Raw genomic sequence first — 15,889 nt, forward strand, 5'->3', positions numbered from 1 at the left:
AAACCGGGTGGTCAAACACTGAGGGAGCCGAATGGCTCCCTCAGTCGTTTCTGGCGTTCTTAATGGCCGTGACTGCGGCCCACATGCGAATGCTCAACCTCCGCCGCCACAACCCCGCCACTCACCTCCAGCCGCTGCAAAATCCCGCACTGATCCGCTTCCGGCCCTTCGCCACAGCGCTGGCGCAGGTCGAGCAGTTGCGTCTGCAATGCCAGTAACCCATCGATTCGCGCCTTGACGTGCTGGATGTGCTCGTCGATCAGCGCATTCACGCTTTCGCACTGATCCTGCGGGCTGTCGCGCAAGGCGAGCAGGCTGCGGATTTCTTCGAGGGTCATGTCGAGGGTGCGGCAGTTGCGGATGAACGTCAGGCGCTCGGCGTGGGCCTGGGTGTAGACGCGGTAGTTGCCGTCACTGCGGGCCGGCTCCGGCAGCAGGTTTTCGCGCTCGTAGTAGCGGATGGTTTCCACGGCGCAATCGGTCTGTTTCGCCAGTTCTCCGATCTTCATGACAGCGATCTCCAAAAGGGTGCTTGACCCTATAGTGGCTACAGGGTCTTTACTTGGCAACAGGCACCTTCATGGACGCGACCAATGAGCGATTCCCAGCACACCCACCCTCACACCCACAAACCGGGCGACGGGCACGATCACAGTCATAAATTGCAGCCTGTGCATAAGCATTCCCACGGCGGCGATTCCTGCTGTTCATCGAAAGCCGCTGCGCCAGCGCTGGTACAACTGAGCGAGGCGAAAAGCGCCGACGCCCGGCTGAGCAGTTTCCGCATCGAGGCGATGGACTGCCCGACCGAGCAGACGCTGATCCAGAACAAGCTCGGCAAACTTGCCGGGATCCAGCAGCTGGAATTCAACCTGATCAACCGCGTGCTCGGCGTGACCCACAATCTGCCGGACACCGCGCCGATCATCGATGCGATTAAATCCCTCGGCATGCAGGCCGAGCCGTTCGAGGCGGGCGTTGATGCCCCGGCCGCCGCCCCGGTGAAAAAACACTGGTGGCCGCTGGCGCTGTCCGGCGTCGGTGCGCTCGCTGCCGAAGTGATCCACTTCACCAGCGCCGCACCGACCTGGGTGGTGGCGATCATCGCGCTGATCTCGATCCTCAGCGGCGGCCTCACCACCTACAAGAAGGGCTGGATCGCCCTGAAGAACCGCAACCTCAACATCAATGCCCTGATGAGCATCGCCGTGACCGGCGCCGTGTTGATCGGCCAATGGCCGGAAGCGGCGATGGTGATGTTCCTGTTCACCGTGGCCGAGCTGATCGAAGCGCGCTCGCTGGACCGCGCGCGCAACGCCATCAGCGGTTTGATGCAGATGACCCCGGAGCAGGCGACGGTGTTGCAGGCTGACGGCAACTGGGTCGAACTGGATGTGAAAAGCATCGAACTTGGTGCTCGTGTGCGAGTGAAACCGGGCGAGCGCATCGCACTGGACGGTGAAGTCGTGAGCGGCAGTTCGACTATCGATCAGGCGCCGATCACCGGCGAAAGCCTGCCCGTGGAAAAAACCGTCGGCGACAAAGTGTTCGCCGGCACCATCAACCAGGCCGGTTCGCTGGAGTATGCGGTGACGGCAGCGGCGAACAATTCCACCCTGGCGCGAATCATCCACGCCGTGGAACAGGCGCAAGGCGCGCGGGCGCCCACCCAGCGCTTTGTCGATCAGTTCTCGAAAATCTACACCCCGGTGGTCTTCGTCCTGGCCCTGGCCGTTGCGATCATCCCGCCGCTGTTCATGGGCGCCGTGTGGTTCGACTGGATCTACCGCGCGCTGGTGCTGCTGGTCGTCGCGTGCCCGTGCGCACTGGTGATTTCCACCCCGGTGACCATCGTCAGTGGCCTCGCCGCAGCGGCGCGCAAAGGCATTCTGGTCAAAGGCGGCGTGTACCTGGAGGGCGGTTTCAAACTCGACTATCTGGCCCTCGACAAGACCGGCACCATCACCCACGGCAAGCCGGTGCAGACCGACTACCTGTCCCTCGATCCGACCGCCGACGCCACGGCGCCGGCGATTGCCGCCGCGCTGGCTGGGCGTTCCGATCACCCGGTGTCGCTGGCTATCGCCAATGCCGCTGTGGATAAAGGTTTGGCGACGCTGGTTGTGGATAACTTCGAAGCGCTGGCCGGGCGTGGTGTGAAAGGTGAGGTCAACGGTCAGGCCTACCACCTGGGCAACCATCGCTTGGTGGAAGAACTGGGCCTTTGCTCGCCGCAACTGGAAGAAAAACTGTTCGCGCTGGAAAAACAGGGCAAGTCCGTGGTGCTGCTGCTCGACCGCTCCGGACCGCTGGCATTGTTTGCCGTGGCCGACACGGTCAAGGAAACCAGCCGCGAGGCGATCCGCCAGCTGCACGATCTGGGCGTGAAAACCCTGATGCTCACCGGCGACAACGTCCACACCGCGCAGGCCATTGCGGCGCAGGTCGGGATCGATCAGGCCAAGGGCGACTTGCTGCCCACCGACAAACTGCAAGCCATCGAAGACCTTTACGCGCAGGGCCGTCGGGTCGGCATGGTCGGCGACGGTATCAACGATGCGCCGGCACTGGCTCGTGCGGAGATCGGTTTTGCGATGGCGGCGGCTGGCACCGATACGGCGATTGAAACCGCCGATGTCGCCCTGATGGACGACGATCTGCGCAAGATTCCGGCCTTCATCAGCTTGTCCCGCAACACGGCCAGCATCCTGAAACAGAACATTGCGTTGGCATTGGTGATCAAGGCTATCTTTCTTGGGGTAACCTTCGCCGGGCTCGCCACCATGTGGATGGCGGTGTTCGCTGACATGGGCGTGAGCCTGCTGGTGGTGTTCAACGGTTTGCGCCTGTTGCGCAAATAGAGGAAGAGGGGCGGTTGTGCTGAGTGCCGAGCTGAAAGCGTTTTACATGGTGGCCCGCCTGGGCAGCATCACGCTGGCGGCGAAAAAGCTCGGCCTCAGTCAACCGACCGTGACCACCCAGATCCGTAATCTGGAAAGCCAGTACTCGGTGGAGCTGTTCTACCGTGGCGGCCGGCGCCTGAGTGTCAGTGATGAAGGTGCGCGGCTGTTGCCGATGGTCAAGGCGCTGTTGCAGCAGGAGGCCGATATCGAGTTCTTCCTGCGCAACAGTGGTCAGGTTCAGGGCACCCTGCGCATCGCCGCCACCGCGCCGTATTACATCCTCGATCTGGTGAAGACCTTCCGCGAACGTCTGCCGCAGGTGGAAGTGTCGGTGGAAATCGGCAACTCGCAGCAAGTGCTCGAAGCGCTGGAGGATTACCGGGTGGATGTCGCGGCATCGTCGCAATTGCTCGACGATGCGCGGCTGATCCGCCGGGTGCTTGGAAGCGATCCGCTGGTGCTGGCGGTGCATCGCAATCATCCACTGGCAGCGCACGACCATGTGACGCTGAGTGCGCTGGCCGGGCATACCCTGTTGATGCGTGAACCAGGCTCGACCACCCGTCGCCTGACCGAAGAATTGCTGGCCGGTGCCGGGGTCAGTTTCGGCCCGTTGCTGGAGATCGGCAGCCGTGAATCGATCCGCGAAGCGGTGCTGCGCAACATCGGCATCAGCATCATCGCCCGCCAGGAAGTGCCGCATGATCCGCAGTTGCGGGTGCTGACCCTGGAGAATGCGCCGCAGATCCCCGAATACCTCTACTGCCTCAAGGAACGCAAGAACGCCCGGTTGCCGGCGGCGTTTCTCGGGCTGGCGCAGGAAATGTCCCCGGCCTGATCAACCCAAATCCCTGAATACCACTATCGGTCGATTTTGCCTTACTGCCATATGACCGACGCATTACAACTCTAGGATTTGCCTCATCTGCTTGATGAGGTCTGTCCATGAACCCTGCAATCGCAACTGCCCTGACCAACCCCGGCGCCCCGATGAAAGTGCGCGGCGTGCAGAAGCGCTTCGGCGCCTTCACCGCGCTGGATAACGTATCCCTCGATGTCGCGGCCGGTGAGCTGGTGTGCCTGCTCGGCCCGTCGGGCTGTGGCAAGACCACGCTGTTGCGCTGCATCGCCGGTCTGGAGAAGCAGGACAGCGGCGAGTTGTACCTCGGCGATCGCGATGTTTCCCACCTCGCGCCGCAGGCTCGGGACTACGGCATCCTGTTCCAGTCCTACGCGCTGTTCCCCAATCTGACCGTCGAAGCGAACATTGCCTACGGCCTCGCCGGCAGCGGCCGTGATGAAGTGCGCCGTCGCGTCGGTCAGATGCTGGAACTGGTCGGCCTCACCGGCAGTGAGAAAAAGTACCCGGGCCAGTTGTCCGGCGGCCAACAGCAACGGGTGGCACTGGCCCGGGCTCTGGCACCGGCGCCGTCGCTGCTGTTGCTCGACGAACCGATGTCGGCCCTCGACGCCCGCGTCCGCGAGCATCTGTGCACCGAGTTGCGTCAGCTGCAACGCAACCTCGGCATCACCACCCTGATGGTCACCCACAATCAGGACGAAGCCATGCTGATGGCCGACCGCATCGCCGTGATGAACAACGGCAAGGTCGAGCAGTACGCCACCCCGCAGGAAATCTACAACCGCCCGGCCACGCCATTCGTGGCCGAGTTCGTCGGCCAGGGCAACTGGCTGCCGTTCCAGCGCAGCAGCGACAGCCACGCCAAGGTCGGCGGGATGAACCTGCGCCTGGCCGACGGCAGCGTCCATAGTCCGTCGGGCCGACTGTTCTGCCGTCCGGAAGCGATCAACGTCAATCCGCTGGTGCACGAAGAAAACCTGTTCCCGGCCAAGGTCCGCGAGATCACTTTCCTCGGCAACCGCTGCCGCATGAGCTTCGAGCTCGATCAATTGCCCGGCCACGCCTTGCTCGCCGAACTGGCACCGGAAGCCATGCCGCGCCTCGGCGCCCAGCAAATCATGGTCGCCTTGCCGCCACGCAGCCTGCAGGTGTTTGCCTGATGAACAGCAACCTCGCACTGCCGCTACCGCAAAAGCAGGCGCGGCAGGTGTCCGGGGCCGAGGTCGGCGACCGGATCTTCGTCCTCGGCGGCAAACTCCTGCTGCTGGTGCTGCTCGGTGTGGCGGTGCTGTTGCCATTGCTGGCGATCTTCTGGCGCGGTTTCAGCAGCGAAGCCGGGCAGGGTGGTGGCTGGCTGGCGGCGAAGGAACTGGTGACCAGCGACAATTTTCACTGGTTGCTCGGTAACAGCCTGAAGGTTTCCCTCAGCGTCGCGGCGATCGTCGTACCGTTGGCCTACCTGTTTGCCTACGCCTTGCAACGCACGCTGATTCCCGCCAAAGGCATCTGGCGCGGGATTTCGCTGCTGCCGTTGATGGCGCCGTCGATGCTGCCGGGGATTGCGCTGGTGTACCTGTTCGGCAATCAGGGCATGTTGCGCGGGCTGCTGTCGGACAACATCTACGGTTTCTGGGGGATTGTTCTGGGTGAGGTGATCTACACCTTCCCACACGCCTTGATGATTTTGCTGTCAGCCCTGTCGCTGGCGGATGCACGACTGTTCGACGCCGCGTCGAGCATGGGCGCCAGTCCTGCGAAAGCCTTCCGCAGCATCACCTGGCCGGCGACTCGCCAGGCTGTGTTCGCCGCGTTCTGTCTGGTGTTCACCCTGACCATCACTGATTTCGGTGTGCCGGTGGTGGTCGGTGGCGACTATCAGGTGCTGGCGCTGGAAGCCTACAAAGCGGTGGTCGGCCAGCAGCAATTCGGTCGCGGCGCGTTGATCGGCATGGTTCTGCTGCTGCCAGCGCTGTTCAGCTTCGGCGTCGATGCCTGGCTGCGTCGGCGTCACGGCGACTCCATGAGCGGCCGCGCCCAGGTGTTCAAACCGGCGCCGTCGAAGAAGCGCGACGCCTGTTATCTGGCCATCGTCCTGTTGATCAGTGCGGCGTTGCTGCTGGTGTTCGGCATGGCGGTGTTCTCGTCGCTGGTGAAGTTCTGGCCGTACAACCTGTCGCTGTCACTCAACCACTATCAGTTCAACGAGACCGCCGGCGGTGGGTGGCTGGCCTACGGCAACAGTTTGAAAATGGCGCTGGGCACGGCATTGATCGGCAGCGTGCTGATCTTCACCGGCGCTTACCTGATGGAAAAGACCCGCAGCCAGCGCGGACTGAATTTGACCCTGCGCATGCTCAGTTTCGTACCGATGGCGGTACCGGGACTGGTGCTGGGGCTGGGTTACGTCTTCTTCTTCAACCTCACCGGCAACCCACTGCACGTGCTGTACGGGACCATGACCCTGCTGATCGTCTGCACCATTGCTCACTATTTGACCACTGCGCAGATGACCGCCACCACTGCGCTGCGCCAGCTCGACGCCGAGTTCGAAGCCGCCGCGCTGTCGCTCAAGGCGCCGCTGTACCGGCATTACCTGAAGGTCACCGTGCCGATCTGCCTGCCGGCGCTGCTGGACATCGTGCGCTACCTGTTCGTCTCGGCGATGACCACTGTTTCCGCGGCGATCTTCCTCTACAGCCCCGACACCATCCTCGCGGCGGTGGCGGTGCTGAACATGGATGACGCCGGCAACGTCGGCGGCGCGGCAGCGATGTCGACCCTGATTCTGTTCACCTCGGCGGGCGTGTCCTTGCTGCTGGCGTGGGCTTCGCGCGGCTTGCTGCGCCGTTCCCAGGCCTGGCGGCAAACGGCGCCCGGTCACTGATTCACGACTTATCCCTATCGCCTCAACTCACCTACAGGAAAACGATCATGTTCAAGCCTATGGCCCTGGCCGCTGCTGTGCTCGCTACTTTCAGCCTGAATGCCTTCGCGGCAAAAACCGAGTTGACGGTGTACACCGCCCTCGAAGCCGAACAGCTTAAGAGCTATAAGGAAGCGTTCGAAAAGGCCAACCCGGACGTCGAGATCAAGTGGGTGCGCGATTCCACCGGGATCATCACCGCCAAACTGCTGGCCGAAAAAGAGCGTCCACAGGCTGACGCGGTGTGGGGCCTGGCAGCATCGAGCCTGGCGATCCTCGATCAGCAAGGCATGCTGCAAAGCTATGCGCCGAAGGATCTGGGCAAGATCGGCGCGAACTACCGCGACGCCGCCAACCCGCCAGCCTGGGTCGGCATGGACGTCTGGGCCGCAACCATTTGCTTCAACACTGTCGAGGCCGAGAAACAAGGCCTGACCAAACCGGTGAGCTGGCAGGACCTGACCAAGCCTGAGTACAAAGGCAAGATCGTGATGCCGAACCCGGCCTCGTCCGGCACCGGTTTCCTCGACGTCAGCGCCTGGCTGCAAACCTACGGCGAGAAGCAGGGCTGGGCTTACATGGACGGTCTGCACCAGAACATCGGCCAATACGTTCACTCCGGTTCCAAGCCTTGCAAACTGGCGGCCGCTGGCGAATTCCCGATCGGGATTTCCTTCGAATACCCGGCCGTACAGTTGAAACGCCAGGGTGCACCGCTGGACATCATCCTGCCGAAGGAAGGCCTGGGCTGGGAGATCGAAGCGACTGCCGTGATCAAAGGCACGCCGCACGAAGAGGCTGCGAAGAAACTGGCTGACTTCTCCGCCAGCGCCCCGGCGATGGATCTGTACAAGGAAAACTTCGCCGTCCTCGCCCAGCCGGGCATCGCCAAGCCACAGACCGAGCTGCCGGCCGACTACGAGCAGCGCCTGATCAAGAACGACTTTGCCTGGGCCTCGAAGAACCGCGACGAGATCCTGACTGAATGGCGCAAGCGCTATGACGGCAAGTCCGAGAAAGTGGTCGCCAAGTAAAATCTTCATCGACTGACAGGGCCCCATCGCTGGCTTGTCAGCGATGGCGGTCTCTTATTCAGAGCACCTCTCAATGACACAACACAAAGACTTGCTGATCGTCGGCGCCGGCATCCTGGGCCTGTCCCACGCCTATGCCGCCGCCCGGCGTGGTCTCAAAGTCACGGTTTTCGAGCGCACCGCTACGCCACTCGGCGCGTCGGTTCGCAACTTCGGCCAGGCACTGGTCACCGGTCAGCCACCGGGCCCGATGCTCGAACTGGCCAAGGCCAGCCGCGAGATCTGGGGTCAGTGGGCGCAGCTCGCCGGCCTGCAACTCAAGCGCAACGGCTCGTACCTGTTCGCCCGTACCGAGGCCGAAGAGCACTTGCTCGATGCCTTCTGCGTCGGGCGCGCCGTGGAGCACGATTATCGCGTCAACCTGTTGCGCGGTGCCGCATTACGAGATCTGTATGGCGGCCAGTTCAGCCATCACCGCGCCGCGCTGCACGGGATGGACGATCAACAACTGTATTCCCGGGAAGCGATTCCGGCGCTGATCGATTACCTGCGTCGCGAACTCAACGTCGAGTTCCACTTCTCGACGCTGGTGCGCGACGTCGAGCCGGGGAGGCTGCAAAGCACTGCCGGCACTTTTACCGCCGAGCAGATCATTGTCTGTTCCGGCCACGATTATCAGACCTTGCTGGCCGAGCCGATTGCCGCCCTCGACCCACAGATCTGCCGCCTGCAAATGCTCCGCGCCCGGCCGCAAATTGACCTGAACTTGCAACACGCCTTGCTCACCGGCCTCAGCTGCGTGCACTACGGCGCCTTCGCCGACTTGCCGGAAGCCGCAGCGGTGCAGGCGCAGATCCTGCGCGAGCAACCGCACCTGCAGGAAAACGGCATTCACCTGCTGATCAGCCCGACGCCGTATGGCGAACTGATCATCGGCGACTCGCACCACTACGGCAGCGATCCGTCGCCGTTCAACGCCGAGCAGGTCGACAACTGGATGCTCGAACTGGCCGAACAGACCCTCGGCTGCAAGGTGCAAGTGCTCGAGCGCTGGCAGGGTGTCTATGGTTCCCGGGGACCGGGGCCGTTTTCGTTCCTGCGTCCGGCGCCGGGGCTGAGTGTGGCGCTGATGCACAGCGGCGTCGGCATGAGCGTCGGCCCGGCCATGGCCGAGCGCAATGTCGCACAGCTTTTTGGAGAGAACCGATGTTGAGTCACGAGCAAGTCATCGACCGGGTGTTCGGGCTCTATGAGCGGTTTGGTGCCAGCGACTATATCGGCGAACCGGTGTCGCAGATCGAGCACATGTCCCAGGCTGCGCAACTGGCCATCGCCGAAGGTTTTGACGATGAAGTGGTGCTTGCCGCGTTCTTCCATGACATCGGTCATTTGTGTGCCGAAGGTGCGGAGAACATGGGCGGTTACGGCGTCGTCAGCCACGAGCGCCTCGGTGCCGATTATTTGCGTGAGGCCGGATTCAGCGAACGCATGGCGCGTCTGGTGGAATATCACGTCCAGGCCAAGCGCTATTTGACGCTCAGGGACACCGGCTATTACGAGCGCTTGAGCGAAGCCAGCCGACGCACTCTGGAATATCAGGGCGGGGTGATGACGGAGGCTGAAGCCGATGCGTTCGAGCGGGATCCGTTGTGCGCTGTGAGTCTTCGGATGCGCCAGTGGGATGAACTGGCGAAGGAAATGGCCGTGCCGGTGATGGATCTGTCTGTTCTCAAGCGCAAGGCTGAAGTTTTGTTGTCGACCGGGTGATTGCTGCCCTCACCCCAGCCCTCTCCCGGAGGGAGAGGGAGCCGATCTTCATGCTTTTCAAACCTGAGTTCGACTTAAATATCTCAGGTCGATGTATGACCCAAGAACAACACGGTCAGCTCCCTCTCCCTCCGGGAGAGGGCTGGGGTGAGGGTTTGGGGATTAAAGCTCAAGCACCTTCCCCTCCAACAACTCAATCTGCTCCTGCCGCTCAGCCTGATTCAGCTTCGGATGCGGATTCAGCGAAGACCACTGCGGATGCGCCCGCGCCTTGTTCAGCGCTTCGGGTAACTTGCCTTCGCGCCAGGTCTTGTCCTGTGGCGTCGCCACCTGAATGCTGTCCAGCGCCGCATGGCCACGGGCATTCAACGCTTGCAGCAGTTGCCGTTGACGCAGCGCCAGCAGGCGCAACACGTTGTCGTCGACCGTCAGCTCCCTTTGTCCCTTGATCTTGCCCAGCAGGCGATTGCCGTAGCTGCGGGCGGTTTGCAGGGCGCCGCCGGCAATCGCGCCGGCCAGGGCGGCGGCGCCGAGGGTGATGCCGCCCACCAGCAGATCCACCCCGGCGCCGGCCGCCGCACCGGCCGCAATCCCGCCGCCGACCCGCACGCCCAGTTGCTTGAGGGTTTCCGGATTGAACAGGTCATCGCCCCAACGCCCGTCGAGCAGCGGCAAATCACTGGCCGCGGCGTCTTGCGGTCGGAAGGCGTAGAGCTTGAGCAGCGCTTCGACGCATTTCTGCTCGCGTTGGCGCACGGACTTGCGCAGTTCGCTGACGGCCTGTTGTTCCTGCTCGGCGTTGCTCGCCACACTGCGCCGGCAGGCGGCACAGTCGATCAGCAATTCGGCAATCAGGCGCGCGGCACTTTGCTCGCGGGCGAGGCGTTGGGCCTGTTGATCGGCGATCAGGCGTTCAAGTTGTGGGCGAGCGTTTTCCAGCAACAGTGCGAGGCTTTCATACAACCGCCGCTCGCCGTCCTCGGGCGGGGCGACGCTGTCGAAACGCACCAGCGCATGCAGGCCGAGACGCGCCAGCGCTTCACGCCAGTCCGGTTCGCGGTGATTGGCGCTGCTGACGAAATTCAACACCGGTAGCAACGGCTTGCCGCAACTGGCCAGCACCTCCAGTTCATCGCGGTACTTGGCCAGCACCGGCTCTCGGGCGTCGATCACATACAGGCCGGCGTCGGAGTCGAGCAGTTGCCGCAACACTTTGGCTTCCTGTTCGAAACGCTGGCGCGCTTCGCTGCCGTCGAGAAACCGCGCCAACCGCGCCGGGCCGTCGAGGCGTTCGCCGGGGCGTTCCAGGCGCTCGAGAAAATCCAGCAGGGCGATGGCGTCTTCCAGACCCGGTGTGTCATAGAGGTCGAGCAACGGTTCGCCATCCACCGACAACCGCGCGCCCTCGACATGCCGCGTGGTGCTCGGGCGATGGGAGACTTCGCCGAAACCGACGTCGCGAGTCAGGGTGCGCAGCAGCGAAGTCTTGCCGACGTTGGTGTGGCCGACCACGGCCAGTTTCAGCGGCGCTTTCCAGGCATCAGTCATGTCCGTGCTCCAGCCAGTTCAACGGGGCGCAATCGGCGAACGGCAGTTCGAGTTGTTGCAGCGCCACGTGCCAGTCGCCGAGGCGTTCGGCGTCCAGTCCTTGTCCCGGCGGCGCCTGCAACAGCCAGATTCGGGTCGCGGCGGCATTGCGCGCCAGCTCGGCGATCAGCGCAAGGCTGCCGCGATCCGGGGAGCGTCTCGGATCGCAGGCAATCGCGAGGCGTGCCGGCGGAAAACGGCTGAGCTGTTCGAGCAGTTTGTTGCGTGATTCACGACTGTCGAGGATGCCGGCGTTACTGACGTTCTTCGGCAGCGCCGGCGGCCATGGGTGTTGATCGTCGAGCTCGATCGCCACCAGCAACGCACCATCGCTGGCATGTTCGCTGACGGCGCTTTCGACGCGGTGCAGTTGCGCAGGCTCAGGGTCGGTGATGCCGAGGCGTTCGCTGGTCGGCATCAGGCGTTCGCGCAGTTGGGCGTAGCCGGGCAGGTTCAGGTCCAGACGCAACGCAGCGTTGCCGCTGTTCCAGCGCCAGAAGCAAAACAGCGCCAATAGCAGGCGCGGCAGCACGCCGTACACCACCAGCACGCCGACCAGCCAGGTCGCCCAGGCCTGTCGGGCGCTTTCGATGTTCAGCGCGGTGTCGCCGCTGGCGCGGATCATGTCTACGGTCGGCACGTTGAAGCCCAGCAGTGCCGGCAATGTGCCGAGGACCTGGGTCATGTTGATGAACGTATCGGCACTGAGAATCGTGGTTTCCCAGACGAAGCCGTAGCGCCGGGTTGCCATCAGCGTCAGCAGCAAAACCAGCGCGCTGAACATCGCCAGCAGCCACAGGCCATTGACCAGCGAGCCGAGCGCCCAGCGATTGAGCTTCTTGCGTTGCAGCATCAACAGCAGGGCCGGCGCCAGTTGCGCAGCCTTGGCATCGCGGGCGAGTTTTTCACTGAGCCACAGCCACAAGCGGCCAAGGGTGGCACCGTGTTCGCCAGCGAAGATCAGCCCCAGCGCCCAGCTCAACAGCAGAATCAGGTTCAGCCCGAGCAGACTGCCCAGCGCCCAGAACACATTGACCGGCGTCTGGCCCAGTGCGGCGAAAGCCAGGCCGGCGCCGCTCAGTACCGCGAAGATCGCCAGCAGCACCAGCGCCAGACGGGCGCCTTGCAGCCAGTGCTTGAGCGCAGAGGTCAGGCCATCGCGCTCGGCCAGCCACAGGGCGCGGCGTTGAATGCGGCTCGGCAGATCGCCGCCGGCCGCGCGGGCCAGGCGATTGGCTTCCAGATCGTCCAGCGGGCCTGCGTGTTCTTCGCGCAGGCGCACGGTTTCGGTGAGCCAGAGGTTTTGCAGTGGAGTCAGTTCAGTCACGCGGCATCCCGTTGCTTGATTGAGCCGTGAGCATAACCGCTGTGGCGCTTATCGGGGTAAGCGCGGCTCTGGTATCCTCGCCGGCATGACTAAATCACTCCCCCTCAGCCTGATCGCAGCCCTCGGTGAAAACCGCGTGATCGGCGTCGACAACAGCATGCCCTGGCACCTGCCGGGGGACTTCAAATACTTCAAGGCCACGACGCTCGGCAAGCCGATCATCATGGGCCGCAAGACCTGGGATTCGCTGGGTCGTCCGTTGCCGGGCCGTTTGAATATCGTGGTCAGCCGTCAGGCCGATCTGGTGCTGGAAGGGGCGGAAGTCTATCCGTCGCTGGAAGCTGCCGTGGTTCGCGCCGAAGAGTGGGCGAAAGAGCAGGGCGTCGACGAATTGATGCTGATTGGCGGGGCGCAACTGTATGCGCAGGGGCTGGCGCAGGCGGATCGCTTGTATCTGACCCGTGTGGCACTGAGCCCGGAAGGCGATGCGTGGTTTCCGGAGTTCGATCTCAACCAGTGGAAGCTGGTGTCGAACGTGCCGAATCCGGCTGAAGGCGACAAACCGGCTTACAACTTCGAAGTCTGGGAGCGGGTTTAGCTCAATTGATCGTTCCCACGCTCCTGCGTGGGAATGCCTCTAGGGACGCTCCGCGTCCAGTGACGCAGAGCGTCACGGGCTGCATTCCCACGCGGAGCGTGGGAACGATCAGCGAGGGAGCACGCTCCCTCGCTACAACGTCAATCAAGCCTGAGCAAGCTCCGCATGCTCATCGGCATCCAGCAGGGCCTTGTCGGTCTGCTGCATCACCTGGCTGGTAATCGCGCCAGCGGTGATCGAACCACTCACGTTCAGCGCCGTACGACCCATGTCGATCAGTGGCTCGACCGAAATCAGCAACGCCACCAGCGAAACCGGCAAGCCCATGGCCGGCAGCACGATCAGTGCCGCGAAAGTCGCACCGCCACCCACGCCCGCCACACCGGCCGAACTCAAGGTCACGATCGCCACCAGCGTCGCGATCCACAGCGGATCCAGCGGGTTGATGCCGACCGTTGGCGCAACCATCACCGCCAACATTGCCGGGTACAGACCGGCGCAGCCGTTCTGGCCGATGGTCGCACCGAACGATGCGGCGAAGCTGGCAACCGATTGCGGAATGCCCAGACGACGGGTCTGCGCTTCGATGCTCAGCGGGATGCTCGCGGCGCTGGAACGGCTGGTGAACGCGAAGGTCAGCACCGGCCAGATCTTGCGGAAGAAGCGCAGCGGGTTGATCCCGGCCGCCGACACCAGCAGGCCGTGCACCACGAACATCAGGCCCAGACCGAGGTACGACACCACCACAAAACTGCCGAGTTTGATGATGTCCTGCAGGTTGGAGCCGGCAACGACTTTGGTCATCAGCGCCAGCACGCCGTACGGGGTCAGCTTCATCACCAGACGCACCAGACGCATCACCCAGGCTTGCAGGGTGTCGATGGCGTTGATCACTTTCTGACCTTTCTCGACGTCATCCTTGAGCAGTTGCAGCGCGGCAACCCCCAGGAACGCGGCGAAGATCACCACGCTGATGATCGACGTCGGCTTGGCCCGGGCCAGGTCGGCGAACGGGTTCTGCGGGATGAACGACAGCAGCAGTTGCGGCACATTCAGGTCGGCGACCTTGCCGGCGTAGTCGGTCTGAATGGTTTGCAGACGGGCCATTTCCTGAGTGCCGGCGACCAGGCCTTCGGCGGTCAGGCCGAACAGATTGGTCAGGCCGATGCCGATCAGCGCCGCAATCGCGGTGGTGAACAGCAGTGTGCCGATGGTCAGGAAGCTGATCTTGCCCAGCGACGAAGCGTTGTGCAGACGGGCCACGGCGCTGAGGATCGAGGCGAACACCAGCGGGATCACGATCATTTGCAGCAGTTGCACGTAACCGTTGCCGACCAGGTCGAACCAGCCGATCGAGGCTTTCAGCACCGGGTTGCCGGCACCGTAAATCGTGTGCAGCGCGACGCCGAATGCCACGCCCAGCACCAGCGCGAGCAAGACTTTTTTCGCCAGGCTCCACGAGGTGTGACGGGTTTGCGCCAGGCCGAAGAGCAGGGCGAGGAACACCAGCAAGTTGAGAATCAGAGGCAGATTCATGAGGACTCCAGAAAAGACTGTGCCAACAACCTTCCGGGGCTGTTGCGAACCGGCAAGCCTAACAGTTTGATTTCCAATGAATTAATACCGAAATCGAAGGTCGTCCGTCGTTTTTGGAATAAGCGTGTGTCGCTCTCGGGGATGCAACTGGCGCGGAAGGGACGCGGACGGTCGCTGACAGACGAGGACTGTCACATTTATTTGTTAGCGTCGATTTCTTTGACTCAGGGAGAAGTGTCCATGAAGTTTGCACCGAAATTTCTGGCTGTCGCGCTGACTGTGGGGATGGGCCTGGCCACTCAGGCGTTTGCCACCGACCTGAAACACTGGCCGGCGGATCAGGCCAAGGCGCTGGACGCGATGATCGCCGCCAATGCCAACAAGGGTAACTACGCTGTGTTCGACATGGACAACACCAGCTACCGCTACGACCTCGAAGAGTCGTTGCTGCCGTTCATGGAAAACAAGGGCCTGATCACCCGCGAAAAACTCGACCCCTCCCTGAAACTGATGCCGTTCAAGGACACCGCCGACCACAAGGAAAGCCTGTTCAGCTACTACTATCGCCTCTGCGAAGTCGACGACATGGTTTGCTATCCATGGGTTGCGCAGGTGTTTTCCGGCTTCACCCTCAAGGAACTCAAAGGCTACGTCGATGAGCTGATGGCGTCGGGCAAACCGGTGCCGGCGACTTATTACGATGGCGATGTGGTGAAGAACCTCGACGTCCAGCCGCCGAAAGTCTTCGCCGGTCAGGCCGAGTTGTACAACAAGTTGATGGAGAACGGCATCGAGGTCTACGTGATGACCGCCGCCTCCGAAGAACTGGTGCGGATGGTCGCGGCCGATCCGAAGTACGGCTACAACGTCAAACCGCAGAACGTGATCGGTGTATCGCTGCTGCTCAAAGACCCGAAGACTGGCGAACTGACCACCGCGCGCAAGCAGATCACCGCTGGCAAGTATGACGAGAAGGCCAACCTCGGCCTGGAACTGACGCCTTACCTGTGGACCCCGGCGACCTGGATGGCCGGCAAGCACGCGGCGATCCTGACCTACATCGACGAATGGAAAAAACCGGTGCTGGTGGGCGGCGACACCCCGAGCAGCGACGGCTACATGCTGTTCCACAGCGTCGACGTGGCCAAGGGCGGCATTCACCTGTGGGTCAACCGCAAGGACAAGTACATGACCCAGCTCAACGGCATGATGGCCAAACACGCAGCGGCGCAGGCGAAGGAAGGTTTGCCGGTGACGGCGGACAAGAACTGGGTGATCGTGAAGCCGGAAGAGATTCAGTAATCCTTTCTACTATGATCGTTCCCACGCAGAGCGTGGGAACGATCAAACTG

Annotated in this window: 13 protein-coding genes; 9 read left to right on the forward strand and 4 right to left on the reverse strand. The window is 62.6% G+C overall.

Annotation, left to right across the window (positions count from 1 at the left end; all coding sequences use genetic code 11):
* Positions 1-59: 59 nt before the first annotated feature.
* On the reverse strand, positions 60-509 hold the full coding sequence (gene cadR / locus AC1RR7_RS10040) for a Cd(II)/Pb(II)-responsive transcriptional regulator (protein ID WP_007953454.1): 450 nt from the start codon (positions 507-509) through the stop codon (positions 60-62).
* An 84-nt stretch (positions 510-593) separates the two neighbouring features.
* On the opposite strand from cadR, the gene AC1RR7_RS10045 reads away from it, so the two are divergent.
* The 7 genes from AC1RR7_RS10045 to AC1RR7_RS10075 all read left to right on the forward strand — a co-directional run bounded on the left by AC1RR7_RS10045 (position 594) and on the right by AC1RR7_RS10075 (position 9,489).
* Positions 594-2,861: a heavy metal translocating P-type ATPase gene (locus AC1RR7_RS10045; RefSeq protein ID WP_493157270.1), complete on the forward strand. Its 2,268-nt coding sequence runs from the start codon at positions 594-596 to the stop codon at positions 2,859-2,861.
* Positions 2,862-2,877: 16 nt separating this feature from the next.
* A complete protein-coding gene (locus tag AC1RR7_RS10050; protein ID WP_102619666.1) occupies positions 2,878-3,741 on the forward strand; it encodes a LysR family transcriptional regulator in 864 nt (287 codons plus the stop codon).
* A 107-nt stretch (positions 3,742-3,848) separates the two neighbouring features.
* Positions 3,849-4,925 carry a putative 2-aminoethylphosphonate ABC transporter ATP-binding protein gene (locus tag AC1RR7_RS10055; protein ID WP_096817513.1) on the forward strand — a complete coding sequence of 359 codons (1,077 nt, stop codon included), beginning with the start codon at positions 3,849-3,851 and terminating at the stop codon, positions 4,923-4,925.
* Positions 4,925-6,649: a putative 2-aminoethylphosphonate ABC transporter permease subunit gene (locus tag AC1RR7_RS10060; RefSeq protein WP_114886147.1), complete on the forward strand. Its 1,725-nt coding sequence runs from the start codon at positions 4,925-4,927 to the stop codon at positions 6,647-6,649. The genes AC1RR7_RS10055 and AC1RR7_RS10060 overlap by 1 nt, the downstream gene beginning before the upstream one ends.
* A 47-nt stretch (positions 6,650-6,696) precedes the next feature.
* Positions 6,697-7,722, forward strand: coding sequence for a putative 2-aminoethylphosphonate ABC transporter substrate-binding protein (locus tag AC1RR7_RS10065; RefSeq protein WP_493157272.1), 1,026 nt, complete (start codon positions 6,697-6,699; stop codon positions 7,720-7,722).
* 43 nt (positions 7,723-7,765) lie between these two features.
* On the forward strand, positions 7,766-8,935 hold the full coding sequence (locus AC1RR7_RS10070) for a TIGR03364 family FAD-dependent oxidoreductase (protein ID WP_493157274.1): 1,170 nt from the start codon (positions 7,766-7,768) through the stop codon (positions 8,933-8,935).
* Entirely contained in the window at positions 8,929-9,489 is a 561-nt protein-coding gene (locus AC1RR7_RS10075; protein WP_493157276.1) for a phosphonate degradation HD-domain oxygenase, read from the forward strand. Before AC1RR7_RS10070 ends, AC1RR7_RS10075 begins: the two co-directional genes overlap by 7 nt.
* Before the next feature lie 162 nt (positions 9,490-9,651).
* Here the strand turns inward: AC1RR7_RS10075 and AC1RR7_RS10080 are convergent, their stop codons facing one another.
* Both AC1RR7_RS10080 and AC1RR7_RS10085 read right to left on the reverse strand, forming a co-directional pair.
* Positions 9,652-11,037 carry a GTPase/DUF3482 domain-containing protein gene (locus tag AC1RR7_RS10080; RefSeq protein WP_493157278.1) on the reverse strand — a complete coding sequence of 462 codons (1,386 nt, stop codon included), beginning with the start codon at positions 11,035-11,037 and terminating at the stop codon, positions 9,652-9,654.
* On the reverse strand, positions 11,030-12,403 hold the full coding sequence (locus AC1RR7_RS10085; protein ID WP_493157280.1) for a DUF2868 domain-containing protein: 1,374 nt from the start codon (positions 12,401-12,403) through the stop codon (positions 11,030-11,032). The genes AC1RR7_RS10080 and AC1RR7_RS10085 overlap by 8 nt, the downstream gene beginning before the upstream one ends.
* An 85-nt stretch (positions 12,404-12,488) precedes the next feature.
* On the opposite strand from AC1RR7_RS10085, the gene AC1RR7_RS10090 reads away from it, so the two are divergent.
* A complete protein-coding gene (locus AC1RR7_RS10090; protein WP_102619674.1) occupies positions 12,489-13,001 on the forward strand; it encodes a dihydrofolate reductase in 513 nt (170 codons plus the stop codon).
* Positions 13,002-13,145: 144 nt separating this feature from the next.
* Here AC1RR7_RS10090 and AC1RR7_RS10095 read toward each other — a convergent pair whose 3' ends face one another.
* Positions 13,146-14,537 carry an L-cystine transporter gene (locus tag AC1RR7_RS10095; RefSeq protein WP_085689555.1) on the reverse strand — a complete coding sequence of 464 codons (1,392 nt, stop codon included), beginning with the start codon at positions 14,535-14,537 and terminating at the stop codon, positions 13,146-13,148.
* A 240-nt stretch (positions 14,538-14,777) separates the two neighbouring features.
* On the opposite strand from AC1RR7_RS10095, the gene AC1RR7_RS10100 reads away from it, so the two are divergent.
* A complete protein-coding gene (locus tag AC1RR7_RS10100) occupies positions 14,778-15,839 on the forward strand; it encodes an HAD family hydrolase (protein WP_493157282.1) in 1,062 nt (353 codons plus the stop codon).
* Positions 15,840-15,889 lie beyond the last annotated feature (50 nt).

The sequence above is a fragment of the Pseudomonas sp. GW821-FHT11G12 genome, from assembly GCF_058808055.1.